Genomic DNA, 26,351 nt, shown 5'->3' with positions numbered 1-26,351 from the left:
GCTGCGTGGTGTTGGGCTTGTGCCCGTTAGACGAGTCCAGTCAGATCACCCCTGGAAGTTACGCCGAGTTTGGTGAAGACCTGGTAGAGGTGGCCTTCAACGGTACGGACTGAGACGCCCATCTCCAGGGCGATGTCCCGGTTGGAAGCGCCGCGTCCTGCCAGCCGGGCAATCTGGCGCTCCCTGCTGGTCAGCAGCGGGCTTCCGCTGCTGGGTACGATGGGAAGGTTGGCCACGGTGGCTGCAAGGATATCGAGCCGGGCCTGTGCCGTCCGGGCTGTGAGGGAGTCGCCGTCCTGGCGTGCGAAATCCACTGCAAGTGCCATGCACCGGGCTTCCACGGCATCGAGTTCCAGGGTGGCGGCCAGTTCGCCGCCCGCGAGGAGGGTCTTGGCATCCTTGGTCCTGGTGCCTATGGCGACCAGGCGGGAAATCTCGGCCAGCGGCCCTTGGCGGTGCCCCGCAATCTCCTCCAGCTGGCGGAAATCCGCGTCGCTGCCGTTCACGGTGGCGGCGAGCAGGCTGATTCCGGCCAGGGTGAAACGCCCTGCCTCCATGTGCTGCCGGGCGGACTGCTTCAGCCCGGCAACGGCGTCAGGATCGCCCAGCCACCGGCCCGCCACGAGCGCGCAGAACTCAGCGATGCTCTCGGCGATGAAGCTGGACGTCCCGGATGTCCTCTGGACTTTGGCCAGGTATTTGCGTGCCTGCGCAGCATTGCCGGTCTGGGCATGGGCCAGTGCGATGGCTGCGTACGCGCAGCGGAGGGCGGCCTGAACGGGCTGGAGCTCCAGCTGTGCTGCCGCGGAGATCAGGGGGTCCAGGGCAGCGGCTCCACGGCCCGAGTAGACGTAGGCGATGCCGGCAGCCAGCTCCGTAGCAGCGCTCCGGAAGGGAAGGCTGTGCGGTTCGTCAGTGGCCTGCGGGCCCAGGAGGTCGATGCACCGCCGCCACTGGCCCGCGATCAGCAGCACCAGGTAGGCCTCCTTGGTGTACCGCTCGCGAAGGCCGACGATATGGGAGGCGTCACTGATCTGGCCTCCCAGCTGCCGCATGACGCTGAGCGCATCCATTTCTCGCCCCGTCAGGGCCAGCGCGGTCATCAGCAGGATGGCTGCATTCATACGGTGCTCGGTATCCGGGTTCAGCGCTGGATCAGAGGCCTTTTCGAGGGCGGGAATGATGGAGGCGTAGTCGCCCACGAAGGCCCGGTACTCGAACTCGCTCAATTCCACCCGGTGAACAGCCGCAGCACCAGGCTCCGGCCACGCAGTGCGGTTCGGCGCCTGTTCAAGCCGTTGCCTGGCTTCAGCCAGCAGGTCCGGCACCCTGGCTGCTGCCTCCGGCAGCCACATCATGACCTGCGACTTGGCCGCTATGACGTGGGCGTACTCCCCTGCGTCGAGGCCGTCCAGCTCCGGCTGGGAGATGTCATCAAGGGCGGCCATGGCCTGGACGGGCATGTCCAGCTGGAGGTATGCGGCGGCTTTCTGGCGCTGCCCGGCCACCCACTCCCGGTCCGTCCGGCGAAGCATCTCCGCGTAGGTCAGGGCAAACCGTGGATCGAACAGCTGGACGGCGGCGTCGGCGGCCGCGAGTGCAAGGGCTGGACTCAGGTCCGCCTCGCACTCGTGGGTCCAGGCCGCGAAAGCCATCAGTTCCTCAACCGTCATCCCGGCTGGATCGGGTTCCGTGCCGCCCAGGAGCACGCTCCGCAGCTCCCGGCGCCGGGCAATGCTCAGCCAGGTGCGAACCACATCACCAATGTATTTTTCGCGCAGCGACACCCAGCGGTGGTCCGAGGCATCGATCTCCAGCAGCCCGCCGTCCTCCATGTCCGCTACCACTTCGGCGCTGTAGATGGCGGTAAGCCTGGAGAGTTCCACACGGCGTGCGCAGGACAGCATCTCGATGACTTCCCGGGTTTGGGGAGTCTCCCTGGACCAGCGGGACCGGACAATGTCGTCAAGGCTGGCAGCGCCGTCGAGCACCACTTTGTCCCGCAGCGTCCAGACGGAATCGGACAGGACGAGGTTCCCGGACAGCTGCTGTTCGGTAACGAGAGCCTTCAGCAGCAGCGGATTGCCGCCCACCATGTGGTGGTAGGTACTCACCAGCGATGCGGACACGCGGTGGCCCAGGAGCGACAGCAGAACCTGGCGGGTCTGCAGCTCGTTAAGGTTGCTGAGCCGGACTTCAGCGAGGCGGCGGTCCGTCAGCAGCCAGTGGAAGTCCGCCGGGAGATCACTGATCTTGGGCGCCACGGCAATGATCTTCGCTGTGCCGGTCAGGAGTACGTTCAGCAGTACCCCCGCGCTCATCTCGTCGATGCAGCCGGAGGTGTCCAGGGTGATCACGCAGGGCCTGCCGGCGGCATCGCTGCGGATCAGGGATGTAATGCCGCGGAGTATGGCCGTGGGGGATCCCATGTAGGCCTGCGGGAGCCGGGCCAGGAGGAAGGAGAGGCAGCCGTAGGGCGTGCTGGAACCGGCTGGGCCGCTGCGGAGCTGAAGTGACCACACGTCCGGGCCCAGCTCCATGACCGCTGCCCGGGCCAGCGAGGACTTTCCCACGCCGCGTCCCCCGGTGATGACCACCCCAAGGGAATCGGCGCTGGTGAGGGCGGTACGGACAGATTCGAGGTTTGCGCCTCGGGCAGGGGCAGACCAGGGCTGACCCTCCCGCTTGCCGGAGGTATCCCTGTTCAGCCCGACGTCGTGGGGCGTTGACCCACGTCCCCAGCTGAGTGGCTCGATTGACATGAACTTTTCCCCTACATCCCCGCGATAACGGGATGTAGCCCCATTGCTCCCCCGCATAGGAAGAAGACTACCCCGGGGCACAGACAACGAGACAGGGCCAAGGGCCATTAAGTTTTCATGTTGCTAACGTTCGGACTTCGCGGGGTGGAACTTCTGTTGCGCTGCGGTCAGGCCATCAAGGAGCAGGACCTCCACTGCGTCCGCTGCTTCGTCCAGCAGGAAGGGGAGTTCCTTGAGTTCGGCAGTGCCGAAGTCGCGCAGGACATAGTCGGCCGTTTCCATGCGCCCGGGCGGCCGTCCCACCCCTACCCTGACGCGGAGGTAGTCCTTGGTGGCCAAGGCCTTGGAAATGTCCCGCAGCCCGTTGTGGCCACCCTCTCCCCCTCCGGTCTTGAGCTTCACAGTGTTGAACGGAATGTCGATCTCGTCGTGGACAGCCACCACATGGTCAGGGGTGATGCCGTAGAAATTTGCCAGTGCCGCGGTGGGACCGCCTGAAACATTCATGTAGCTCACCGGCTTGGCCAGCACCACGCGGGGTCCGCCAATGCCCAGGCGTCCTTCGAGGACCTGGGCGCGGGCCTTGTGGCTTTTAAAACCGGCACCCATCCGGGCGGCGAGTTCGTCGAGCACCATCTGGCCTACGTTGTGCCTGTTGCCTTGGTACTGTGCCCCCGGGTTTCCGAGGCCAATGATGAGCCAGGTATCAGTCATGAATCAATCCTAGGGTGGGGGTTTGCCGCGCCCGGCGCCGGTTAAGGGCAGTAGACATGCCAGTGGCCGGACCCCCACAGGAGTCCGGCCACTGGCGGGAAATGCGGCTGATTACTCGGCTGCTGCTTCCTCGGTGGCTTCGGGAGCCTCTTCGGCAGCGGCTTCGGTGCCCTCGCCGGTTTCTTCTTCTTCGGCGATCTCGACAGCTTCCGAGATGTTCACCACGAGCGCCTCGGCGTCGGTGAGCAGGACAGAGCCCTTCGGCAGCACCAGGTCGGAAGCGTGGATGTGCTCGCCGGCTGCGCGGCCTTCGATGCTGACCTCAACGGACTCGGGCAGGTGGGTAGCCTCGGCTTCGAGGGACACCACGGTGAGCTCGAGGTTGTGCACCGTGCCGGGGGCGGTTTCGCCCGAAACGTGGACGGGAACGTCAACGGTCACCTTTTCGCCCTGGCGGACGGTCAGGAGGTCGATGTGCTCGATGATCTGCTTGATGGGATCGCGCTGGACATCCTTCACCAGGGCCAGGTGGCCTTCACCGTTGATGTCCAGGGACAGCAGGGCGTTGGCGGTGCGGACGGCCAGGGTGGTTGCCTTTGCCGGCAGGGTGATGTGGATGGGGTCTGCGCCGTGGCCGTAGATGACGGCGGGGATGAGGTTGGCCATCCGTGCGCGGCGGGCGTAGCCCTTGCCGAATTCGGTGCGTACTTCTGCTGCGAGCTTCTGCTCAGACATGGAAATCTCCTTGAAAACTAAACGGTGTTCAGCAAGGGCGGAGGTCTGTCGCGACCTTCAACGCCAGGCGGCCGGAGCCATGCCCATCTTCGAAGGGAGATTCAGACCCAGTCGATAACGGAGACCTGCACTCCGGTGACCGAGTGAACGGTGACCGGCGCTCTCCCTCGCCAAGGTATCGCTGACAAGCTTACCAGCGCCGGTCCTGTTTACTGAAAACGGGACCGGCGCCGCGGGCCTGACTAAGCGTTGCCGTCGAACCTACGCGTTGCCGTCGAAGAGGCTGGTGACCGAGCCGTCGTCGAAGACCTCACGAACGGCGCGGGCGATCAGCGGTGCGATGGAGAGCACCGTCAGCTGGGGGAAGCGCTGGGATCCGGTGAGCGGAAGGGTGTTGGTCACCACTACCTCGCGCGCGCCGGACTCCGAGAGCCGCTTGGCGGCGGGATCGGAGAAGACCGCGTGGGTGGCCGCGATAATGACGTCTTTCGCCCCGGCGTTCTTCAGCACCTGGACGGCACCGGAAATGGTTCCGCCGGTGTCGATCATGTCGTCGATCAGGACGCAGGTGCGCCCCTCGATCTGGCCCACCACAGTCTTGGAAACAGCCTGGTTGGGCACCGTCAGGTCGCGCATCTTGTGCACGAACGCGAGCGGCGCGCCGCCCAGGCGCTCTGCCCACTGCTCCGCCACCCGCACGCGTCCGGTGTCCGGGGAGACAACGGTGACGTTCTCGGCGTCCACCCGGGTGCGGATGTAGTCAGCCAGGAGCGGGATGGCCATGAGGTGGTCCACCGGACCGTCGAAGAAGCCCTGGATCTGCGAGGTGTGCAGGTCCACGCTCATGATGCGGTCTGCGCCTGCCGTCTTGTACAGGTCCGCTACCAGCCGGGCCGAGATGGGTTCGCGGCCGCGTCCCTTCTTGTCCTGGCGGGCGTAGGGGTAGAACGGCGAGACCACCGTGATGCGCTTGGCGGAGGCGCGCTTCAGGGAATCGATCATGATCAGCTGTTCCATCAGCCAGTTGTTCAGCGGTGCCGGGTGCGCCTGGATGACGAACGCATCGGTGCCGCGGACACTCTCGCCGGCGCGGACGTAGATCTCGCCATTGGCGAAGTCGTAGGCGTCCACGGGCAGCAGTTCGGTACCCAGTTCCTTGGCGATTTCCCGGGCCAGCTCGGGGTGGGCCCGTCCGGTGGCGAGCACCAGCTTCTTTTCGCCGCGCGCCGTAATTTCGCTCATGGTTGGTTGCCCTCTTCTGTAGATGCCGGGGTACTTGAGGAATCTTTGGTGGCTGCCTGGGCCAGTTCAGCGGAGCGGGTTCCGGGGCGGTTCGCCGCCACCCAGCCCTCCGTGTTGCGCTGCGCTGCGACTGTCAGCACGAGCGCTCCCGCGGGCACGTCCTTGCGGATCACCGCGCCGGCGCCGCTGTAGGCGCCGTCCCCCACGGTGACCGGGGCAACAAAGACGGTGTTGGAACCCGTGCGGACGCCTGAGCCGATCACCGTGCGGTGCTTCTTCTCGCCGTCGTAATTTGCGGTGATGTTTCCGCAGCCAATGTTGGTGTCCTCGCCGATTTCGGCGTCACCGGCGTAGCCGAGGTGCGAGAGCTTGGAGCCGCGCCCGATGGTCACATTCTTGGTTTCGTAGAAGGCGCCGATCTTGCCGGTCTCCCCCAGCACCGTACCCGGGCGGAGGTAGGTGAAGGGCCCGACGGCGGCCCGGGCGCCGATGACCGCCCCGGAACCATGGGTGCGGGTCACGGTGGCGCCCTCGCCGACGGTGACGTCCGTCAGGGTGGTATCGGGGCCGACGACGGCGTCCCGGGCCACAGTGGTGGTGCCGTGAAGCTGCGTGTTGGGGAGGATGCGGACATCCTCGTCAAGGGTCACCGACGAGTCGATCCAGGTGGTTGCGGGGTCCACTACCGTCACGCCGGCGCGCATCCAGGCCTCCACCGTGCGGCGGTTCAGCTCGGCGCCGAGGGCCGAGAGCTGGACGCGGTCATTGGCGCCTTCCACCTGCCAGCGGTCCGCAGTGACGACGGCGGCCACGCGGCCGCCTGACTCACGGGCCAGGCCCAGCACATCCGTCAGGTACTTTTCGCCCTGTGAATTGTCAGTGGTCACATGGGCCAGGGCATCGCGGAGAACAGCTGCGTCGAAGGCGTAAATGCCTGAATTGACTTCCCGGATGAGCCGCTCCGTTTCAGAGGAGTCCTTGTGCTCACGGATGCCGGTGACCGTTCCATCCTCACCGCGGAGGATCCTGCCGTAGCCTGTGGCGTCGTCCAGGACGGCCGTCAGCACGGTCACGGCGTTGGCCTCGCGCTCGTGGGTGGCCACGAGTTCAGCAAGCAGGGCGCCGGTGAGCAGGGGCACGTCGCCGTACGTCACCACCACGGTTCCCGCCAGGGGCCCGCTGGCGTCGAGGGCTTGGAGGGCGACTTCCACGGCACGGCCGGTGCCCGGGATGTCATCCTGGTCCACGATCACTGCCGCCGGGTCGACGTCCGCCAGGTGGCGCGCCACCAGGTCGCGTTCATGGCGGACCACGATGGCCAGTTGCTGGGGGTTGACGCTGCGGGCGGCCAGCAGAGCATGGGCCACCATGGACCTGCCGCCGATCTCATGCAGGATCTTGGGGGTACGCGACTTCATCCGGGTACCGGCGCCTGCCGCCAGGACGATGACTGCGGCCGGGCCGGTGTTCTCGGGGATCACGTACGGGCTCTCCTTGCTTGGTTATGCTGGCGCTGACGGTGTCCGGCCGCATTGCGGGCCGCACCGTATGTCATGCTACTGAACGCTCCATGCGCAGCAGTTCCGCCCATAGGATTCGAACCTATACTCCACGGCTCCAAAGGCCGGGGTGCTGCCATTACACCAGAGCGGACCGTGCCGTGGCGCGCGGCCGGGCACAAGTAGTTATTTTGCCACGGGTTCGGGGCGCTGCGCGACACGGGACAGTCCCACCGGTTCCGCGACTCAGGTTTCGCGGACCGCGGTACGCCTGCCGTCCCGCTGCAGTCCTGCCCGTGACCGGTGGTGCATGATGGAAATGTGAGCAACAACCCTCCGCGGACACGCATGACCGGCCTGCAGCGGCGGAGCCAGCTGATCGACGTCGGACGCGGACTTTTCGCCGCAAGGGGCCTGGACGGGACCACTATCGAGGAGATTGCGGCGTGCGCCGGGGTGTCCAAGCCGGTGATCTACGAGCACTTCGGTTCTAAGGAAGGCCTGTACACCCAGGTGGTGGACCACGAGTTCCGGCTCCTCCTCGACGCCATCAGCGCCGCCCTGACCGAAGAGGCGAAGCCCAGGGTCCTCGTGGAACGGGCGGCCCTGGCACTGTTGACCTACATCGAGGACCGCACGGAAGGGTTCCGGATCCTGATGCGGGACGCACCGCCGTCGCAGCCCGAGGGCGCCTTCTCCACGCTGCTCTCCCACGTCACCGCCCGCGTGGAACACATCCTCTCCGACGAATTCTCGCGCCGCGGCCTCAGCGGCGAGGACGGGGCCATGTACGCCCAGATGCTCGTGGGCATGGTGGCGATGACCGGCCAATGGTGGCAGGACGGCCGCCAGCCGGACAAGCACACCGTCGCCGCGCACCTGGTCAACCTCGCCTGGAACGGCCTCACCGGCCTCAAAAAAGACCCGGAACTGATGTCCGAGGGCTGAGCCTCACCTTTCGTGGCCTTCGGTCACCTTCGCGGTGCAGGAGACTTTCGCCGGCGGCCGTGGTTAGGTTCGCGGCGCAGGAGACCTTCGCCGTCGCTTAGACACGTCGCATAGGTGACGCTACGGTCGCTGGGCGACCTTCACGCCACGATGCGCCGCGATGCGCGACTACACGAAGGCCCCCCGCACCGCTCGTGCGGAAGTTCCGTCGGGCGAAGGGTCCCCACGGCACGAGTGTTTGAGTTTCGTCCCGAGCTGTCTCCCGCCCCACCTGGCGAAGGTTCCGTTGGGGAGTCGCCCCGCACCCACCCCCTCATCCACCTGCCGAAGGTTCCGGGCGAGTTGCCTGCTGCTCCTCGGCGTGAGGTGGCGTTCGTTGTCGGAGGTGATTCTTCGGGAAGGTGACTTCCGTGCGCCGGAGCTGGTTCTTCCGAAAGGAGCGCATCGCGGCGCATCGGGGCATGGAGGTCGCCCAGCGACCGGAATGCCCCCTTTGCGACGTGTCTAAGCGACGCGGAAGGGCCAGCTGCGGCACCCAAGGCGGGCGAACGTCGAAGGGCCGGCTCCGGCACCCAAGCCTGGCACGAGCAACGGGGGGAACGGCTTACTCGCCGAGGACCTCGAGTGCTTCCAACCATTCGAGCTCGAGGGCTTCGCGTTCTCCCGCCAGATCCTTAAGCTTTTTGTTCTGTTCGGCCAGGGCATCGAAGTCCGACTGCTCGGTGCTTTTGACCATCTGGTCGTGGACTTTCTTCTCCTGCTGTTCGAGCTTGCCCAGCTGGCGCTCGATGCGGTTCTTGGCTTTCCGGGCGTCGCGCTTTTCGGCTTCCGAGGCGCCGGAGGCAGCCGCAGATGCAGGCGCGGATCCGGCGCTGGTGACGGGATTGCCGCCGCCGGTCACCGTGGACCCTGCCAGTGCGGACTCGCGCAGCTCGAGGTACTGGTCAACACCGCCGGGCAGGCCGCGAAGCTTTCCGTCGCCAAGGAGCGCCATCTGGTGGTCGGTGACGCGCTCCAGGAGGTACCGGTCGTGGCTGACAACCACCAGGGTTCCCGGCCAGCCGTCCAGCACATCCTCCACGGCCGCGAGGGTATCCGTGTCCAGGTCGTTCGTGGGCTCGTCGAGCATCAGGACGTTGGGCTCCCCCACCAGCAGCCGCAGGAGCTGCAGGCGGCGCCGCTCGCCGCCGGAGAGGTCCTTGACCGGGGTCCACTGCTTCTCGTTGGTGAAGCCAAGCTGTTCAACCAGCTGGCCGGCGCTGAACTCCTTGCCGCCAACGTTGAAGGAACGCTTTTCGCGTTCAATGACTTCGATGACGCGCAGGTCCGAGACGTCGTCGAGCTCCTTGACCTCCTGGCTGAGGACCGCGGTGACCACTGTCTTGCCCCGCTTAACCTTTCCGGCGTCGGGGGTGATTTCCCCGTTAAGGAGTTTCAGCAGGGTGGTCTTGCCGGCGCCGTTGACGCCTACCAGTCCCAGGCGTTCGCCGGGGGCCAGCCGCAGGGTGATGTTATCGAAGAGCTTCCGTCCGTCCTCTCCACCTTGGAAGTCCAGGGAGACATTTTCCAGGTCCAGCACGTCCTTGCCCTGGCGTGCGGTGGCCATCTTGCTGAGGGCCATCGAGTCGCGGGGGGCGGGCACGTCGGCGATGAGGGCGTTGGCGGCCTCGATGCGGAACTTCGGCTTTGCGGTCCGGGCAGGAGCGCCGCGGCGGAGCCAGGCCAGCTCCTTCTTAACCAGCTGCTGCCGCTTGCCTTCCATAACGGAGGCGGAGCGGTCACGCTCGGCGCGGGCGAGCACGTAAGCCGCGTATCCGCCTTCGAAAGGATCAACGATGCCGTCGTGGACTTCCCACGTCTTGTTGCAGACTTCATCGAGGAACCAGCGGTCGTGGGTGACCACCAGGAATGCGCCCTGGTTGGCGCGCCACCGGGTCTTTAGGTGCCGGGACAGCCACGCCACGCCCTCGACGTCGAGGTGGTTGGTCGGTTCGTCGAGCATGATGACGTCGTGGTCCTCGATCAGGAGCTTGGCCAGGGCCACGCGCCGCTTCTGTCCGCCGGACAGTGCGTGGACGTTGGCGTGCCAGTCGACGTCGGAAACAAGCCCGCCCATAACTTCACGGATCTGGGGGTTGCGGGCCCATTCGTAGTCCGCCTGGTCCCCCACGATCGCCGCACCCACCGTCAGGTCGCCGTCGAGCACGTCGCTTTGGTCCAGGTAACCCACGTTGACGTCGCCGCGTTTGGTGACCCGGCCCGAATCGGGGGTTGAACGCAGGGCAAGCAGCCGCATCAACGTGGACTTGCCGTCACCGTTGCGGCCCACCATGCCGATCCTGTCACCTTCCTCCAGCCCCAGGGTGATGCCGTCCAGGACGGTGCGTGTTGCGTAGGAGACCGTCAGGTTCTCGCCGCCGAGAAGGTGTGCCACAAGGAACTGCTTTCTGCCGCTGAGGGAGGATTTGAAGACTTAGAGGTGCGTGTCGGAGATGATGCGCGCGCCCGGTACCGGGCCGTGGACGGCGAGGGCCGTGAGGCCGTAATGCCGCAGGTCGGCGGCCAGGCCTTCCGCCGCCACCGGGTCGTCGGCCAGCAGGGCCACAGTGGGCCCGGACCCGGAGACGATGCCCGCAATGGCTCCGTGCGACTCCCCGATACCCAGCGTATCGCGCAGGGCCGGTGCCAGTTCAATGGATGCCCGCTGGAGGTCGTTGACCAGGACCCGGCCCAGCGCTTCGGCGTCTCCGCCACGGAGGGCGGTGAGGATCTTGGGGTCGACTCCGGTGGGTTCGGCGGCCTGGATGCCGCCGGCGTCCCTGATGCGGTCCAGGGTCCGGTACACCTCGGGGGTGGGAAGGCCGTAGTCCGCCGTGACGAGAACCCAGTGGGTCTGGGCCTTCGCCAGCGCCGGGGAGAGCTCATCGCCCACGCCCAGGCCGACGGCCGTGCCGCCCAGGAGGGAAAAGGGGACGTCGGCGCCCAGTTCCGCGGCCAGGTGTGCAAGTTCCTCGCGGGAAAGCCCGCTGTTCCACAGGGCGTCGCATGCCAGGAGGGTTGCGGCAGCATCAGCCGATCCGCCGCCCATGCCGCCGGCCACGGGGACCCGCTTGGTGATCTCCAGGTGGACCCCGGTGGGGCGTTCGGAGACGTCGGCCATGATGGCTGCGGCCTTGTAGGCCAGGTTGTTCCCGTCCAGGGGAATGTCGGCGGCGTCCAGGTCAACGGTGCTCGCCCGGCTGAGGCTGAGGGTGATCCCCGGCGATTCGGTGCTGGTGGCCGCAACTTCCTCGTAGAGGGATACGGCGAGGTAGACACTCGCGACCGAGTGGTAGCCATCGGGGCGGAGCGGTCCTACCTCGAGGGAGACGTTGACTTTGCCGGGGGCTTTGACCCGGACTGTCCTGGCGGCAAACCGGCCTGGCAGGGCGTTCATGCCGGCGCCTGCTTGGCTTCTGCGATCCTGGCGAAGGCCTGGATGTCTATGACCTCGCCCCTGGCCGTGGGGTCGACGCCGGCAGCAACCAGGCAGCGTTCCGCTTCCGGCGCCCCTCCCGCCCACCCGGCGAGGGCCGCCCTGAGGGTTTTGCGGCGCTGGGCGAAGGCGGCGTCCACCACGGCGAAGACCTGTTCCCGGGTGGCCGTGGTTGCGGGAGGCTCGCGGCGCGTAAAGGCCACCAGCCCGGAGTGGATTTTCGGCGCAGGCCAGAAAACATTCATTCCGATGACTCCGGCCTTGCGCATCTTGCTGTACCAGGCGGCTTTGACGGACGGCACGCCGTAGGTTTTGGATCCGGGGCCTGCGGCCAGCCGGTCAGCCACCTCATCCTGGACCATCACCAGCCCGTGCTGCAGGCTGGGGAAATGCTGCAGCAGGTGCAGCACCACCGGGACCGCCACGTTGTAGGGCAGGTTGGCCACCAGGGCGGTGGGCTGCACCGGGAGCTCCGTGACTTTCATGGCATCGGCGTGTACCAGGTGGAAGCGGGCTGCAGCCGATGGCCTCCACTCCTTGACCGTTGCCGGGAGTTTGGCGGCCAGCACGGGGTCTATTTCCACTGCCACCACGGACGCGGCGGCATCGAGCAGTCCGAGGGTCAGGGATCCCAGCCCCGGGCCCACCTCCAGCACCGTCTCGTCCGGTCCAACACTTGCGGCGGCCACGATCCGGCGGATGGTGTTTCCGTCAATCACAAAGTTCTGGCCGAGGGTCTTGGTGGGGCGGATCCCGATCTCCTCCGCGAGCCGGCGAATGTCGGATGCACCAAACAGCGGTGCGGGCGCGGGGATTGGTTCAGTCACCTAGGTATCCTATCCCGCGCCGCGCACGGCGCCCCACAGGCGAAAACGAGTGCGAAACGAGTAAAAACCTGGGAAAGGCCGGGGACGGACCAGGGAGCGGCAGGTGGGAAAATCGGTCGGTAAACGGCCAGCAACCCAGGTGATTTGGAAGGCCGGGACAGACGGACCCGTTAAAGGCTGCGGCCGGGCACGGAAGTCCGTACCCGGCCGCAGCGCCCTGACGGGCACGCAATCGCTATGGTCAGCTGGTGGCAGCCCAGCCGCAACCCCACGGCTGAAGGCCGCGCTGTGCGTAGACCCGGTTGGCAATGTCGATCTGCTGGGCCTTCGTGGCAAGGCTGGCGTTGGGAGCGTAGGCCCCGCCGCCGGCGCCGATCCAGGTCCGGATGTCGAACTGGAGGCCGCCGTAGTAGCCGTTGCCGGTGTTGATGCTCCAGTTTCCGGTGGACTCGCACTGGGCGATCTTGTCCCACATGGCTTCGTTCATCATGGCCGGAGCGGCAGCACCGGTGTTGGTGCCTGTACCTGCGGGGAGTGCGGCACTTGCTGCGGGGGCAGCCTGGGCAACGGGCTTCGGCTTGGTTCCCACGGAGACTTTCTCGGCCACGGGCTGCACTGTAACCGTCTCCGACACAAGGCTGCGCGAGGCTTCACGGCCGTCCACCAGCACCAGCTTGAAGGTCTTCTCCAGCTTGCCTGCGGCGCCCTTCTGGGTAACTTCCTTCTCACCCTTGAGCAGTTCGCTGCTCTCACTCGTTACGGTCTCGAACGGAACGTCCTCGGTGCTGACTGTGGTCTGGCCGGTGTCAACGCGTGAGACCTTGATGACCATGTTGTTTACCACGTGGGCGTTGACGGGCTGCGAGGAGCGGTCGTTGGCTCCCAGAACCAAGCCGGCATCTTCGAGCACCTTGCCCACCGTGGCGGCCGTTGTGGTGGCGGTATCCACCTTGCCGTCCGCAACGAGGCTGACGGTCTTGGGGGTGGAGATGGCGACGTAGGATCCGGCGATGGACAGCTGGGCATCCTTGGGCACGGACACCGAGGACGCGCTGGCAACGCCGAGTTCGGTGACCAGGCCGGCAACGTCCTGCGCGGTGGTGTTGACCGTCTTCTCGGAACCGTCAAGGCTGACCTTGACTTCCTTGGCCTTGTTGACGTTGATAACGGTGCCGTCCTGCACCGAGGCATCAACCGACGGAGACACACGGTCTGCAGGGTTCAGCTCCAGGTTGGCGCTCTTGACCACCTGCCCCACGGTTCCGCCGAACGTCTGCACGGACGAGACCTTTCCATCAACGTTGAGTGTGATGGTTTTGTTATTGCCCACGAAGGCTACGAGGCCCACGACGAGCGCACACAGCACCAGAAGCTGGGCACCAACCTTGACGAAACTGAACTTGCCGTCCGATGTGAAAAACTTGCTCACGTTTGCCCGTAACTTTAGGTCTGTCCGGGCACGGGGAATCGCGCAGTAAAAGGCCCGGCACCGCCAGCAATGGCAGTCCGGGCACCGTTGCGCCGCCCACTCCGCGCAACGGGCAAGCCGGGACAGCGCCCAGCAATCCTGCTGCAGAAAGAAGTGTAATTACCCGTTGGCCTTCCCCGACCCCGGCTAATAAATGTCCACTGTAACCGTAGCGTTATAAAGGGACCAAGAAATATGCATACCGGGTATCTAAATTATAACGTCCGCAAAACGGCTTGCTAGTCCCAGCTTCCGTATGCCTGCACGGTATTCGCGGCAATTCCTGCACAGAGCGTGGCCAGGTCCGCCCCTGTCAATTCGGCCATCGCCCGGACCGTGTAAGGGACCATGTAGCTGGCGTTGGGCCGGCCCCGGTGCGGATGCGGGGTAAGGAACGGCGCATCGGTTTCCACCAGGACCAGCCCAGGGTCCGCCACCGCGAGCGCAGCGCGCAGGTTGCTGGCATTACGGAAGGTCAGGGTTCCGGCAAAAGACATCCACCAGCCCTCCTGGTTGCAGGTCTTTGCCAGTTCCTCGTCACCGGAGAAGCAGTGGAAGACCACCCGTTCGGGCGCGCCTTCTTCGCGGAGCACCTGGACGACGTCGTCGTGTGCGTCCCTGTCGTGGATCTGGAGCGTCAGGTCCAGCCTTTTGGCGATGTCGATGTGCCTGCGGAAGGAATGGCGCTGGTGCGCCAGGCCGTCCCCCTCGGTGCGGTAGAAGTCCAGGCCGGTCTCTCCGATGGCCCTGATCCGCGGATGGGCGGCGAGCTGTTCAATTTCCGCGAGCGCCTCCTCCAGCTGGCCGCGGGCGGCGTAGCGGGGAGCATCATTGGGGTGCAGCGCAACAGCCCCCAATAACCGCCGGTCCAGGTCCACCGCCTGGACCGTGAACCGCGATGATTCAAGATCGCAGCCCACCTGGACCGCACCCTGGACGCCCACGGCTGCGGCGGCATCAAGCGCTGCCGATATTCCGACGGGAGCCTTGCCATCCGGGAAGTCCAGATGGGTGTGGTTGTCCATCACCGGCACCGGCAGGGGCTCAGGAGCCGGAGGGAAGGCTTTCTGCCGGGAACTGGGCGGCTCCGGCGCGTCTTCGGTGGCGGGGTCCTGGTAAGCAGCAGGAGGAAGCGACGTGCACATCCATCCAGCCTAGCTGCGGCCCCTCCCTATTTTTGTCGGAACTCTCTGTCAGCTGCGGCAGTTGTGTTAGTAGTCTGGTACGAACACATGCGAACGCCCACCGACGGGCGACGGCAGGCTTGTTGTCCCGTCCAGGTGACACCCCGGGCTGAAAGGTTGCCGATGGAATCCCACCGACGCACTGCCAACGATGTGAGCGCTGCGAACCGCCCTCTGGCGGGACTCGCTGATCCCGTCAGCCACCTCAACGGGCACCGCCCGGCGGCCATGGACGCAGCCGGCTTCCATGCGGCAACGCAGCGCATCCTTTCGTCTGTCAATACCGTCATCGATGGGAAATCCGACGCCGCCAGGCTGGCGCTGACCGTCCTGCTGGCCCAGGGGCACCTGCTGCTCGAAGACGTGCCCGGAGTGGGAAAAACACTGCTGGCAAAGACCCTGGCCCGCACCATCGACTGCACTGTCAACCGGATCCAGTTCACCCCGGACCTGCTGCCGTCTGACGTGACTGGCGTGTCCATCTACAACCAGTCCTCCCGGCTGTTCGAGTTCAGGCCCGGGGCGGTCTTTGCCAACATTGTCATTGGCGATGAAATCAACCGGGCCTCCGCCAAGACCCAGTCTGCGTTGCTCGAATGCATGGAAGAGCACCAGGTCACTGTTGACGGCACCTCATACCGGCTCGATGAGCCGTTCATGGTGGTCGCCACCCAGAATCCAATCGAAATGGAAGGGACGTACCCGCTGCCCGAGGCCCAGCGGGACCGGTTCATGGCCCGGATCTCCATGGGCTACCCGGACAAGGACGCCGAGATCGAGATGCTCGAAACGCATCAGGCCACCTCGCCCCTGGCCAAGGTCTCCGCCGTGGTCACCTCGGCGGAGGTGGCTGCCATGATCACCACTGTCCAGCAGGTGTACGTGTCCCAGGCCGTCAAGGAGTACACCGTATCGCTGGGCAGGGCCACCAGGGAAAGTCCGCTGCTCCGGCTCGGTGCCAGCCCCCGGTCCATGCTGCAGCTGCTGCGGGCCGCGAAAGCCACCGCAGCCCTTGATGCCCGGGACTTCGTCCTGCCGGACGACGTCGTTCATGTTGCCGAAGCCGTCCTGGCGCACCGGATCATCCTGGACCGCAAGGCTGCAGGGTCGGGGGAAACCCCGCACAGCGTCCTGGGGGGCATCCTGTCCCGCCTGCCCGTGGCTTCCGAGGCCGCCGGAACCGGGGCCAGGAATACGGCACCTGCCGGCAGGACGGCCGCTCCGGTCACCGGGCTGAGCAGGAACCAGTAGGCGGTGCCCATGGCGCTGCTGGACAGGGTGCCGCGGCACCTCTTCACCCAACGGGGGTGGGGCATGATCGCCGCCGGCGGTGTCGCGTTGGGCGCCGCATACGTTATGGGCCGCAGGGACCTTCTGACCCTGGCCGTACTGCTGGTTGTCCTCCCCCTGGTTTCCCTCGCCGGGATCCGGCTGGTCAAGCCCCGGTTCCGGGTGTACCGCGAGTTCACTCCGTCTCCCGTGGAAACGTCCGCCCCCACCGCCGTGCGCCTCGCAGTGGCACGGACGGGCAGCGGCAGCGGCAGCGCCACCATGGAGGAGCAGCTGCCTGCCCGCTTTGGCGAGTCGCCGGCTTTCCGGTTCCCTTCCCGGGCAGCCACCGGGGGTACCAGCCGCTATGAATACCATCTCCGTTCTGCCCAGCGGGGCCAGTTCCTCATTGGCCCGGTAACCGCAGAATTCACGGATCCTTTCGGTTTGTCACTGCACCGGCAGGCGATAGACGACGGCGACATCCTCACCGTGACGCCTGCCGCCGTCGTCCTTCCCCTCACTGGACTTGCCGGCGCGCGGGGCAACGACGGCGTGACGGCAACCAGGATCCGCGCCAATCCCAGCGACGACGATGTGATGACCCGTGAGTACCGCCACGGCGACCCGATGCGGCGGGTGCACTGGGCGGCCACGGCACGCCACGGAAACCTCATGGTGCGCCAGGAGGAATCCGTCACCACGCCGGAGGCCACGGTCATCATGGACCACAGGTACGCTGCATATTCCGGAGGTTCCGGCAGCCGGCCGGACGGCTTGGCGGGCCCGGACGGGCACCCCATGGCGAGCAGCGGAACCTTCGAATGGTCGGTCGTGGCGGTCATGTCGATCAGCGCACACCTGGCGGAACGGAACTATGCGCTTCGGCTGCTGGACACCGGGGGCGGACCCGCTTTCCTGCACTCCCCGTCCGCTCCGGAGCCGGAGGCCGAGGAATACAGCGGCGCAGCCGGTCTCCAGTCCATCGCCGAAAGCCTTGCCGCCATCCAGCTGACCGGGCCCCGCCACGCACACCGCGACAATGTGCTTCGCACGTGGGCGGGCAGGGTCAGCGCAGCCAGCGACCCCGGTGCCCCCGACGCTGGACCTGAGGCGTTTGATGACCTGCTCATGGACAAACTTTCCGCACACAGGATGAGGGGGCCGGTGATCGCGGTCCTCGGAACACTCTCGCGGATGGAAGCCCTCGCCCTTGCCCCGGCCGCCGGCTACGCCACCAATGCTTTCGCCGTCATCGTGACGGAAAAACCCGGCGAGGCTGGGGAGGCCCTGGAAGTGCTCCGGCAGGGAGGCTGGCGTGCGGTGGCCGTTGCGCCCGCTGTGCCCGTGGCGTCTGCCTGGAGCCAGTTTGACCAGGACGTGGCAGTGCCCGCTCCCTCAGCGGAGGTCCGCCGCGGAACCGGGGCCGCGCGGTGACCGCGGCACCAACACGCAGTCCGGGAGCCAGCCGGCAGTCCGGCAGCCGGGAAGAGAAAACCACCGCCCGGCGCCGGGTTGGCGCGTACCCCTGGGCCATGGCCTGCGCCATCGCCCTGGCTGTCTCCGGCGCCGCCCTTTCACTGAACGGGGTGCTCCGCGGCTGGGGCTGGTACTGGCCTGCCCTGACCACCGTGCTGGTGGTCAGCCTGACGCTGGCTGCCCTTCGCTCCGTGCGGGCCCAGCCCCTGCTGGTGACGGCCGGGGGATTCATCTCACTGGCCGCCATCCTGACCCTGACATTCTTCCGCGGCTCCAGCGTTGCCGGATTCATTCCCACCGGCGGAACCCTGGTGGAGCTTGACCGCCTCATCCGAAGGGCCAGCGAAACCGTACTTTCCGAGACGGCGCCCGTGGCACCCAACGTGGGTATCGTCATGGTCATCTGCGCTGTCCTGGGCCTGGCAGTCATCCTGGTGGACGCCCTGGCGGTGCCGCTCGGCATACCCGCTGCGGCCGGGGCGGGGCTGCTGGCCGTCCTGGTGGTGCCGGCCATGATCAAACCGCAAAGCGTGGGATTCTGGGGATTCGCCTTCAGCGTGGCGGGATACCTGGCGATCCTCGCCTGCAGCCAGTATTTCGCCCCCGGCGTCCGGCTCCAGACAGATTCCGCCAGGAGTCCGGGCCAGCTCAAGCGCGCCGTGCTCACGGGATCTGTCGCCCTCGCCGCCACCCTGGTGGTGCCCATGGCAATTCCCGGCTTTGACCAAGGAACATTTCCGCAAGGTTCGCGGCTCAACCCGTGGGGCACGTCCACTGGCCTGAACCCGATGATCACGCTGGGCAACAGCCTGCGGACACCGGACGGCAGCGGGCGGATCACCTACGCCACGAATGCGTCCACCCCGCTGTACCTGCGCTCGGTCACCGTGGACCACTTCGACGGCGACTCCTGGGGCCCGGACGACCGTGACGCTTCCCGGCTGCCCCTGGGCGGCCGCATTGATCCCGGCTACACGGTCCTGGCGGACGAACAGCAACGGCTGGTCACCGCCATCGACGCCGGCAGTTTCAGCAGCCCCTACCTTCCTGCTCCCTATGCCCCGGAATCGGTCCGCGGACTCAGCGGGCGGTGGACCTGGGATCCGGCAACCCTGAGCATCAAAGGTTCGGACACCACCACGTCGCGGCGGCAGGAGTACCTGGTCACGTCCACCGCCCCCAGGCTGACGGCAGGGCTCCTGGCACAGTCTTCGGCCGCCGTCCAGGGCATCCCGGAGGACTTCACCAGGATTCCCGGCAACGTTCCGGACATTGTCCGCAGCACCGCCGATACCATTGCGGGGACGGGCACACCCTACGCAAAGGCGATGGCCATCCAGAAGTACCTCCGGTCGGCGGAGTTCACCTATTCCCTGCAGTCTCCGGTGCAGGGAGGCTATGACGGCAATGGCCTTTCGGTCCTGGCCGACTTCCTGGAACAAAAGAGCGGATACTGCATCCACTACGCGTCCGCGATGGCCGTGATGGCGCGGCTCGAAGGGATCCCCAGCCGCATCGCGGTGGGCTATGCACCCGGCAGGCTCACCGGTGCCACGGTGTCGGTGGCCAGCCAGGGAGCACTGCCGGAATATGAGGTGGACGCACGCGATGCCCACGCTTGGCCGGAACTCTACTTCCAGGGCCTGGGCTGGGTGCCGTTCGAACCCACACCCTCCCGTGGCGTGGTTCCCGACTACGCCACGGAGTCATCCACCTCCGCCGCTCCCGACGTGCTGGACAACAATGAAGACCTGCTGCCCGATGCCACCCCGGCTCCCACCCCTGCGCCGAGCGCCAGCGCGGCCCCTGCCCCCGGCGGCGGCGGAAGTGCCGATTCGGGTGTGCAACTCCTGCCGTGGCTGCTGGGGACGGCAGGAGTCCTGGGGATAGCGCTTTTGCTGGCCACGCCCCGGCTCATCCGTGCGGGCATCAGGGCCCAGCGGCTGCGGCCGCGGGACCCTGGCAGCGCGCTGCCCCTGGGCTGGCGTGAGCTGCTGGACCTCGGCACCGATTATGGCCTTGCCCCCGGATCGAGTGAAACGCCGCGCGCTTACTCAGCCCGGCTGCGTGGCGGGCTGCTGGGCGATGCCGGCGGCCTGGACCAGGCGGCGCACCAGGCCGTCGCGGCGCTCACGGCCGGCTTCGAACGCCACAGCTATGGCCCTCCGTCCGGTGCCCTCACCGAAGGGGCGGCCGACGGCGGACAGTCCGGTTCCGCGCGCGGCGCCGGAGGGACCGTGGCAGCGCAGGTTACGGCGGTGGAATCGTCGCTGCATGCCAACGCGGGGTTGGCGCGCCGGCTTCAGGCCGCCTGGCTTCCGCCGTCGGTCATGGGACGGCTGGGCAGGCTGCTTGCTGCACCGTTCCTGGCCACGGGCCGGATCCTGCGCAGGACGGCGAAAGCCGCCGCGCGCTCCCGCCTTGGTCTTTCCAGGCGGGGAGCACGCGACGGCCTCCGGCGGCAGAGCGGCAGCTGATTGCCGCTGCCGGTGTTATCCGGCGTAGGGGTCGGCGATGCCGATGTACTGGGTGTAGAGGTATTCCTCGATGCCTTCGAGGCCGCCTTCGCGTCCGAGGCCGGACTGCTTGACGCCGCCGAAGGGTGCTGCGGCGTTGGAGATGACCCCGGCGTTCAGGCCGAGCATGCCGGTCTCGAGTTTCTCGCCCATCCGGATCCCGCGGTTGAGGTCCTTGGTGAAGACGTAGGCCACGAGCCCGTATTCGGTGTTGTTGGCCAGGCGCACGGCGTCGTCTTCGGTGCTGAAGGTGATGATCGGGGCCACGGGGCCGAAGATTTCCTCGGACAGGATGCGGGTGCCTTCGGTGACGCCGGAGAGGATGGTGGGCTGGTAGAAGTAGCCCGGCCCGTCCACCGGCCCGCCGCCCAGGACCGCCGTGGCGCCGGAGGCGAGGGCGTCGGAGACCAGCTCGTGGACCTTGTCCCGGCTCTTGGCATCGATCAGCGGGCCGACTTTGGATTCGGGCTCGGTGCCGCGGGCGGTGGTCATGTCCTTCATCTTCGCGGCGAACTTCTCCGCGAACTCGGCCGCGACGGACTCGTGGACGATGAACCGGTTCGCCGCGGTGCAGGCCTCGCCCATGTTCCGCAGCTTGGCGAGCATGGCCCCGGCGACGGCGGCGTCCAGGTCGGCGTCCTCGAAGACCAGGAACGGGGCGTTCCCGCCGAGCTCCATGGAGGTGCGCAGGACCGTCTCCGAGGCGTCCGAGAGCAGCCGGCGGCCTACCTCGGTGGAGCCGGTGAAGGAGAGCTTCCGCAGCCGGGAGTCTTTGATCAGCGGCCCGGTGGTGGCGCCGGCGGTGGAGGTGGGGATGACGTTCAGGACACCGGCGGGCAGGCCGGCTTCCATCATGACGGCGGCGAACAGCTGGGAGGTCAGCGGGGTCAGGTTCGCGGACTTCAGGACCATGGTGCAGCCTGCGGCGACGGCCGGGGCGATCTTGCGGGTGGCCATGGCCAGCGGGAAGTTCCACGGCGTGATCAGCAGGCACGGGCCCACCGGCTTCTTGGTCACCAGCAGCCGGGACTTGCCATCCGGGGACACCGAGTAGCGGCCGAACGCGCGGACGGCTTCCTCTGAGAACCAGCGCAGGAACTCGGCACCATAGGTGACCTCACCCCGGGCCTCGGCCAGCGGCTTGCCCATCTCCATCGTCATCAGCAGCGCGAAGTCCTCGGCCCGCTCGGTCACGAGCTCAAACGCCCTGCGCAGGATCTCGCCCCGTTCGCGAGGCGGGACCTTCGCCCAGGACTCCTGCGCCGCGGCGGCAGCGTCCAGCGCGGCCTTCCCGTCCTCGGCACCGGCGTCGGCGATGCTGAGCAGGACCTTACCGGTGGCGGGATCCTCGACGTCGAAGGTCTTCCCGGAGATGGCGTCCCGCCATTCGCCGTTGATGAGCAGGCCAGTGGGGACAGAGGCCAGAAGGGCGCTTTCGCGGTCTGCGGAAACGGCCGGCTGTGCAGTGACAGTCACGATGACTCCCTCGTCAGTAGGGTTGGTGCAGCCCCTTGGCGGCGGCCGGAGTGACCGGGCCCATACAGGCTGGATTACTGCCAGACTACTGCGGCGGCTTCCGGCAGGTCTACGCCGTTGCGCACTGCCGCATCATGGCGTTGCTGTGCAGCTGCACAGCTGTCCGGCACGTAGCCCTGGAACGTCAGCGGGCCGCCAGGACCGCGGAGTAGAGCTCCCGCTTACTCACCCGGACGTCCTCGGCCACCGCTGCCACTGCCTCCTTGAGCCGGATGCCCTGGGCCACGAGTTCGTTCACCGCTGCCACATGGTCCTCCGGCGTCCCGGGCGCCTTTTCCGGCGCCCCGCCGAGGACAACAGCGATCTCGCCCCTGATGTCCGTGCTTTCCGCCCACACCAGAAGTTCGCTGAGGGTGCCGCGGATGACCTCTTCATACGTCTTGGTCAGCTCACGGCAAACTGCAACGGGACGGTCCGGGCCGAACCGTTCGCGCAGTGCCCGGAGCATCACCTCCAGCCGGTGCGGCGCCTCGAAGAACACCATGGTCCTGCGCTCCCCGGCAAGCTCGGCCAGCCGTGACGCCCGCTCACCGGCCTTCCGCGGAAGGAACCCTTCAAAGCAGAAACGGTCAGTGGGCAGGCCGGACAATGCGAGCGCAGTGAGTACCGCTGACGGCCCCGGGACCGCCGTTACGGTGAGGCCGGCCGCGACCGCCCCTTCAACCAGACGGAAACCAGGATCCGAGACTGAGGGCATCCCGGCGTCGGTGACCATCACCAGGGTGCTTCCTGCCTGCACCTGTGCCAGCAGTTCGGCCGTCTTGGTGGCCTCATTGTGCTCGTGGTAACTGATAACCCGCCCGGCCACGGTGACGCCCAGGCTCTGGACCAGGCGGTGCAGGCGGCGGGTGTCCTCGGCAGCCACGATGTCTGCGGTTCCCAGCAGTTCCACCAGCCGCGCGGAAGCGTCACCGGTGTTTCCGATCGGGGTGGCGGCAAGCACGATGCGCCCCGCAGGTGCCGGGCCGGAATCAGGAAGGGTGCTGGGGTTAGGGTCCACGCCACCAGCCTACTGCTGCCCGGGACCGCCGGCCGCAAACGGTAGCATGGGCTGGTGACGCAGACCTCGACGCGGCCGGGCGGGGCCGGACAGGCCGCCCCCGCGGCAGCCGGCGATGAAACCGGGGAGACAGCAGTCGGCACCGGCACTTCCCCCCTGCGGCCCTGGGTCAGCCGCCCCGCCGAGGCCTTCACGCTCGAAGCCCTGCTGGCACGGCTGCTGGGCAACGCCCGCGGATGGCGCGACTACCCGCCGTCGCTGCGGCTGTGGTTCCTTCTGGTCCCCGTCCTGACCGCCGTCACCGGCGGGATCCTCAGGTTTGTCCGGCTTGAGGCGCCGCCCAAGCTGGTCTTCGACGAAACGTATTACGTCAAGGATGCCTACTCCTATCTGGTCAGCGGCTATGAACGCGGCTGGCCGGACAAAGCCAATGACGCATTCAACGCCGGAAACCCCGGGGTGCTGCTGGACTCCCCCGAGTATGTGGTCCATCCGCCCGTGGGCAAGTGGATGATTGCCGCCGGCATGGGACTCTTCGGCCCGGAGAACCCTTTTGGCTGGCGGTTCGCGGCAGCACTGACCGGGACGCTGTCCATCCTGCTCCTGTCCCTGATCGCCCTGAAGCTTTTCCGGTCGCTGCCCCTGGCGGGGGCGGCCGGACTCCTCCTGGCCGTGGACGGCCACCACCTGGTCATGTCCCGAACGTCGCTGCTGGATATCTTCCTGATGTTCTGGGTGCTGGCCGCGTTCGGGGCCCTGCTGCTGGACCGGGACAGCGGCCGGCGGCGGCTGGCGCTGCGGCTGGCACGGGCCGCCGCGGACAACGGAGGGCGTCCGACGGCGGTCCAGCTGCTGTCCGGTCCCTGGCTGGGCATCCGGTGGTGGCGCGTGGCAGCGGGGGTGTGCCTGGGGCTCGCCGTCGGAACCAAATGGTCGGGGCTCTTCTTCCTAGCCGGCTTCGGGCTCCTCACGGTTCTGTGGGACCTCAACGCCCGGCGGGTTGCGGGCATCCGCGGCTGGATCAGCGGCGGCGTCATCAAGGACGGAGTCCCCGCGTTCCTCAGCATGGTGCCGGTGGCAGCAGTCGTGTACGCGATTTCCTGGACAGGGTGGTTCCGGTCCGGGAACGCGTACTTCCGCAGCTGGGCGGAAAGCAACCCTTCGGCCCAGTGGGGCTGGCTGCCGGACGCTGTCCGCTCACTGGCCCACTACCACCGGGAGGCCTACACCTTCCACCAGGGCCTTGGATCGGACCACCCGTACGAGGCCAGCGCCTGGAGCTGGCTGGTACTCGGCAGGCCGACGTCGTTCTTCTACGAAACGCCGCCGCAGGGCAGCCCTGGCTGCGCAGTAGAAAAATGCACCTCCGCGATCCTGTCCGTGGGAAATCCGCTGATCTGGTGGGGCGCCGTCATTTCCCTGGTGGTCCTGTTGTTCTGGTGGGCCGGCCGGCGGGACTGGCGCGCCGGCGCCATTCTGGCCGGCGTGGGCGCAGGCTACCTGCCGTGGTTCCTGTACCCCGAGCGGACCATGTTCTACTTCTACGCGGTGTCCTTCGAGCCTTTCCTCATCCTGGCGCTCGTATATTGCCTGGGCCTCGTCCTGGGCAGGGCTTCCGACCCGCCCTGGCGCCGCAGGTCGGGGCTCTACCTGGTGGCACTGTTCGTTGCTGCCGTCATCCTGCTGTCCGCCTTCTTCTACCCTGTCTGGGCGGCCGAAACGATTCCCTACGACGCCTGGAAAGTCCGGATGTGGATGCCGTCCTGGATCTAGGGCAGGATGGCATCAGACCCCCAACGGAGCCGCTGCCGCGGCGTGGCAGCGGAACGGAGACCTGCTGTGAGAGAAGCGAGCACGGAGCTGCTGGTTGAGCTTGACGCCGCCAGCAACGTCACTGACCTGCTGCTGGAGCAGCATGCCGCCAACCCGGCCCACGCCCTCTACCGGCGGAAAGGGCCGAATGGCTGGGTGGACGTTACGGCCGCAAAATTCCTGCATGATGTCACTGCCCTGGCCAAGGGCCTGATAGCTGGCGGCATCGAGCCCGGAGACAAAGTGGCGGTCATGTCCCCCACCTCCTATGAGTGGACCCTGGTGGACTTTGCCATCTGGTTTGCAGGCGGCGTGACGGTTCCCATCTACGAAACGTCCTCCGCGCGGCAGGTGGAGTGGATCATCCAGGACGCGGGGGTACGCCGCGTCTTTGCCGGGGACCGCGGCCTTGCCGCCCTGGTGTCCGGTGTGGTGGCTGGGTCCGACGTGCTTCGGGACCGGCTCGTCAACGTGGTGAGGATGGATTACGACGGCGACGCGCCGGACCTTGCCAGCCTCGCCGCTGCGGGGGCAGGGGTCACGGACGCGGAGCTTGAGCGGCACCGCAGCCAGGCCGGGCTGGATGACATTGCCTCCTTGGTTTACACCTCAGGCACCACGGGCAATCCCAAGGGCTGCGAGATCACCCACGGGAATTTCGCCCTGGTGGCGAAGAACATCGTGGCGTTCCTTCCGGAGCTGTTGCTGCAGGACCAGGCGCGCACCCTGATGTTCCTGCCGCTGGCGCACGTGCTGGCCCGCGCCGTGCAGGTGGTCTGCCTTACCGCCGGGGCCACCCTTGGCCACACGCCGGGAGCGGCGCAGCTCCTGGAGGACCTGGGCACGTTCCGGCCCACGTTCCTGCTGGTGGTGCCGCGGATCTTCGAAAAAGTACGGGCCACCGCTGGCCACAAGGCGGCGCTGGCGGGCAAGGCGCGGCTTTTCAGGGCGGCATCACGCGCTGCCATTGAATACTCGCGGGAGGAGGACCGGCGCAACCGCGGCCAAGGCGATGGTCCCGGGCTGCTCTGCCGCGCGCGGCACGCGCTCTTTGACCGGCTCCTGTATCCCCGGCTGCGGCAGGCCCTGGGCGGTCAAGTGGGGTACACCGTATCCGGCGCCAGCCCACTGTCCCCCGATGACGCCCACTTTTTCCGTGGCGCGGGGATACCCGTGCTGGAGGGCTACGGCCTGACCGAAACCACGGCACCGTGCACGGCCAACACCCCTGCCCGGACCCGCGTGGGCTCAGTGGGCATACCGGTCCCGGGCACCACCATCCGGGTGGCAGAGGACGGCGAGATCCTGGTCAAGGGGATCGGTGTGTTCAAGGGCTACCACAACAACCCCTCCGCGAATGCAGAGGCCTTCGCAGACGGATTTTTCCGGACCGGCGACCTCGGGGAACTAGATGCGCAGGGGTTCCTCACCGTCACCGGCCGCAAGAAGGACCTGCTGGTCACCGCGGGCGGCAAGAACGTGGCGCCGGGCCCGCTCGAGGAAAAGATCCGCGGCCACCAGCTGGTAGGCCATGCCGTGGTGGTGGGCGACGCCAAGCCCTTCGTCTCGGCGCTGGTGACCCTGGACCCGGAGGGCGTGGACAACTGGCGCTCCGAACGGGGCCTGCCGGCCCTGGCAGTGGGCGAAGCGGTCGGCGATCCGGACGTCCTCGCGGCAGTCCAGGAAGCGGTGGACCACGCCAACCTGCTCGTGTCGAAGGCGGAGTCCATCCGCAGCTTCTCGCTCCTGGACGCCCAGTTCACTGTGGAGTCAGGCCACTTGACGCCGTCCCTCAAACTGAAGCGGGCCGCCGTCGTGCGCGACTACGCCGAGGAAATCACCAAACTGTACGCCTAGTGCAGTCCCCCGGCTGCCAGGCGCGTTG

Annotated in this window: 18 protein-coding genes and 1 tRNA gene; 6 read left to right on the top strand and 13 right to left on the bottom strand. The window is 67.0% G+C overall.

The genetic code is table 11. The features are described from left to right. Positions 1-26: 26 nt before the first annotated feature. The 6 genes from ABRP28_RS01980 to ABRP28_RS01955 all read right to left on the bottom strand — a co-directional run bounded on the left by ABRP28_RS01980 (position 27) and on the right by ABRP28_RS01955 (position 7,106). Complete coding sequence (locus tag ABRP28_RS01980; protein ID WP_350003778.1) at positions 27-2,762, bottom strand: LuxR C-terminal-related transcriptional regulator; 2,736 nt, start codon at positions 2,760-2,762, stop codon at positions 27-29. Between the two features lie 123 nt (positions 2,763-2,885). After that, positions 2,886-3,476: an aminoacyl-tRNA hydrolase gene (pth, locus tag ABRP28_RS01975; protein ID WP_350003779.1), complete on the bottom strand. Its 591-nt coding sequence runs from the start codon at positions 3,474-3,476 to the stop codon at positions 2,886-2,888. Positions 3,477-3,587: 111 nt separating this feature from the next. Next, positions 3,588-4,211: a 50S ribosomal protein L25/general stress protein Ctc gene (locus tag ABRP28_RS01970; RefSeq protein ID WP_350003780.1), complete on the bottom strand. Its 624-nt coding sequence runs from the start codon at positions 4,209-4,211 to the stop codon at positions 3,588-3,590. 261 nt (positions 4,212-4,472) lie between these two features. Next, the gene (locus ABRP28_RS01965; RefSeq protein ID WP_104185336.1) at positions 4,473-5,453 is read right to left on the bottom strand and encodes a ribose-phosphate diphosphokinase; all 981 of its coding nucleotides are present in this window, start codon (positions 5,451-5,453) and stop codon (positions 4,473-4,475) included. Beyond that, positions 5,450-6,934, bottom strand: coding sequence for a bifunctional UDP-N-acetylglucosamine diphosphorylase/glucosamine-1-phosphate N-acetyltransferase GlmU (glmU, locus tag ABRP28_RS01960; RefSeq protein WP_350003781.1), 1,485 nt, complete (start codon positions 6,932-6,934; stop codon positions 5,450-5,452). The genes ABRP28_RS01965 and glmU overlap by 4 nt, the downstream gene beginning before the upstream one ends. A gap of 100 nt (positions 6,935-7,034) precedes the next feature. Further along, positions 7,035-7,106: transfer RNA gene (locus ABRP28_RS01955), tRNA-Gln, on the bottom strand. 167 nt (positions 7,107-7,273) lie between these two features. On the opposite strand from ABRP28_RS01955, the gene ABRP28_RS01950 reads away from it, so the two are divergent. Continuing rightward, on the top strand, positions 7,274-7,900 hold the full coding sequence (locus ABRP28_RS01950; RefSeq protein WP_350003782.1) for a TetR/AcrR family transcriptional regulator: 627 nt from the start codon (positions 7,274-7,276) through the stop codon (positions 7,898-7,900). 604 nt (positions 7,901-8,504) lie between these two features. Here the strand turns inward: ABRP28_RS01950 and ABRP28_RS01945 are convergent. From ABRP28_RS01945 to ABRP28_RS01925, 5 genes are all read right to left on the bottom strand, one after another. Further along, entirely contained in the window at positions 8,505-10,334 is a 1,830-nt protein-coding gene (locus tag ABRP28_RS01945; protein ID WP_350003783.1) for an ABC-F family ATP-binding cassette domain-containing protein, read from the bottom strand. Between the two features lie 39 nt (positions 10,335-10,373). Next, the gene (locus ABRP28_RS01940; RefSeq protein ID WP_350003784.1) at positions 10,374-11,336 is read right to left on the bottom strand and encodes a 4-(cytidine 5'-diphospho)-2-C-methyl-D-erythritol kinase; all 963 of its coding nucleotides are present in this window, start codon (positions 11,334-11,336) and stop codon (positions 10,374-10,376) included. Then, positions 11,333-12,202 (bottom strand): 16S rRNA (adenine(1518)-N(6)/adenine(1519)-N(6))-dimethyltransferase RsmA, encoded by an 870-nt coding sequence (gene rsmA, locus ABRP28_RS01935; RefSeq protein ID WP_350003785.1) that lies wholly within the window; start codon positions 12,200-12,202, stop codon positions 11,333-11,335. Before rsmA ends, ABRP28_RS01940 begins: the two co-directional genes overlap by 4 nt. Positions 12,203-12,443: 241 nt before the next feature. Beyond that, positions 12,444-13,631 carry a transglycosylase family protein gene (locus ABRP28_RS01930; protein ID WP_350003786.1) on the bottom strand — a complete coding sequence of 396 codons (1,188 nt, stop codon included), beginning with the start codon at positions 13,629-13,631 and terminating at the stop codon, positions 12,444-12,446. A gap of 278 nt (positions 13,632-13,909) precedes the next feature. After that, a complete protein-coding gene (locus tag ABRP28_RS01925) occupies positions 13,910-14,815 on the bottom strand; it encodes a TatD family hydrolase (RefSeq protein ID WP_350003787.1) in 906 nt (301 codons plus the stop codon). 162 nt (positions 14,816-14,977) lie between these two features. On the opposite strand from ABRP28_RS01925, the gene ABRP28_RS01920 reads away from it, so the two are divergent. The 3 genes from ABRP28_RS01920 to ABRP28_RS01910 are packed head-to-tail and all read left to right on the top strand — an operon-like array spanning position 14,978 to position 20,079. After that, entirely contained in the window at positions 14,978-16,105 is a 1,128-nt protein-coding gene (locus ABRP28_RS01920; RefSeq protein ID WP_350003788.1) for a MoxR family ATPase, read from the top strand. Positions 16,106-16,114: 9 nt separating this feature from the next. Further along, entirely contained in the window at positions 16,115-17,560 is a 1,446-nt protein-coding gene (locus ABRP28_RS01915) for a DUF58 domain-containing protein (RefSeq protein WP_350003789.1), read from the top strand. After that, positions 17,557-20,079: a DUF3488 and transglutaminase-like domain-containing protein gene (locus ABRP28_RS01910; RefSeq protein ID WP_350003790.1), complete on the top strand. Its 2,523-nt coding sequence runs from the start codon at positions 17,557-17,559 to the stop codon at positions 20,077-20,079. The genes ABRP28_RS01915 and ABRP28_RS01910 overlap by 4 nt, the downstream gene beginning before the upstream one ends. A 15-nt stretch (positions 20,080-20,094) precedes the next feature. Here ABRP28_RS01910 and ABRP28_RS01905 read toward each other — a convergent pair whose 3' ends face one another. Together ABRP28_RS01905 and rsmI are read right to left on the bottom strand one after the other, a co-directional pair. Next, positions 20,095-21,594 (bottom strand): NAD-dependent succinate-semialdehyde dehydrogenase, encoded by a 1,500-nt coding sequence (locus ABRP28_RS01905; protein WP_350003791.1) that lies wholly within the window; start codon positions 21,592-21,594, stop codon positions 20,095-20,097. Positions 21,595-21,778: 184 nt separating this feature from the next. After that, entirely contained in the window at positions 21,779-22,654 is an 876-nt protein-coding gene (gene rsmI, locus ABRP28_RS01900; RefSeq protein WP_350003792.1) for a 16S rRNA (cytidine(1402)-2'-O)-methyltransferase, read from the bottom strand. Between the two features lie 54 nt (positions 22,655-22,708). Between rsmI and ABRP28_RS01895 the strand changes: the two genes are divergently transcribed. Next, complete coding sequence (locus ABRP28_RS01895) at positions 22,709-24,427, top strand: phospholipid carrier-dependent glycosyltransferase (RefSeq protein ID WP_350003793.1); 1,719 nt, start codon at positions 22,709-22,711, stop codon at positions 24,425-24,427. Positions 24,428-24,493: 66 nt separating this feature from the next. Next, a complete protein-coding gene (locus ABRP28_RS01890; protein ID WP_350003794.1) occupies positions 24,494-26,323 on the top strand; it encodes an AMP-dependent synthetase/ligase in 1,830 nt (609 codons plus the stop codon). Positions 26,324-26,351 lie beyond the last annotated feature (28 nt).

Origin of the sequence: Pseudarthrobacter sp. WHRI 8279, assembly GCF_040224115.2 — a bacterium.
Classification (GTDB): domain Bacteria; phylum Actinomycetota; class Actinomycetes; order Actinomycetales; family Micrococcaceae; genus Arthrobacter.
The sequence above is the reverse complement of the archived record's forward strand: the minus strand, read 5'-3'. Positions and strand labels throughout refer to the sequence as shown.

Excerpts from the sequence above, each read along its gene's own strand:
- ABRP28_RS01925 (WP_350003787.1), bottom strand. The coding sequence starts at position 14,815 with ATGTGCACGTCGCTTCCTCCTGCTGCTTACCAGGACCCCGCCACCGAA.
- ABRP28_RS01920 (WP_350003788.1), top strand. The coding sequence starts at position 14,978 with ATGGAATCCCACCGACGCACTGCCAACGATGTGAGCGCTGCGAACCGC.
- ABRP28_RS01915 (WP_350003789.1), top strand. The coding sequence starts at position 16,115 with ATGGCGCTGCTGGACAGGGTGCCGCGGCACCTCTTCACCCAACGGGGG.
- ABRP28_RS01980 (WP_350003778.1), bottom strand. The coding sequence starts at position 2,762 with ATGTCAATCGAGCCACTCAGCTGGGGACGTGGGTCAACGCCCCACGAC.
- pth (WP_350003779.1), bottom strand. The coding sequence starts at position 3,476 with ATGACTGATACCTGGCTCATCATTGGCCTCGGAAACCCGGGGGCACAG.
- ABRP28_RS01970 (WP_350003780.1), bottom strand. The coding sequence starts at position 4,211 with ATGTCTGAGCAGAAGCTCGCAGCAGAAGTACGCACCGAATTCGGCAAG.
- ABRP28_RS01940 (WP_350003784.1), bottom strand. The coding sequence starts at position 11,336 with ATGAACGCCCTGCCAGGCCGGTTTGCCGCCAGGACAGTCCGGGTCAAA.
- ABRP28_RS01965 (WP_104185336.1), bottom strand. The coding sequence starts at position 5,453 with ATGAGCGAAATTACGGCGCGCGGCGAAAAGAAGCTGGTGCTCGCCACC.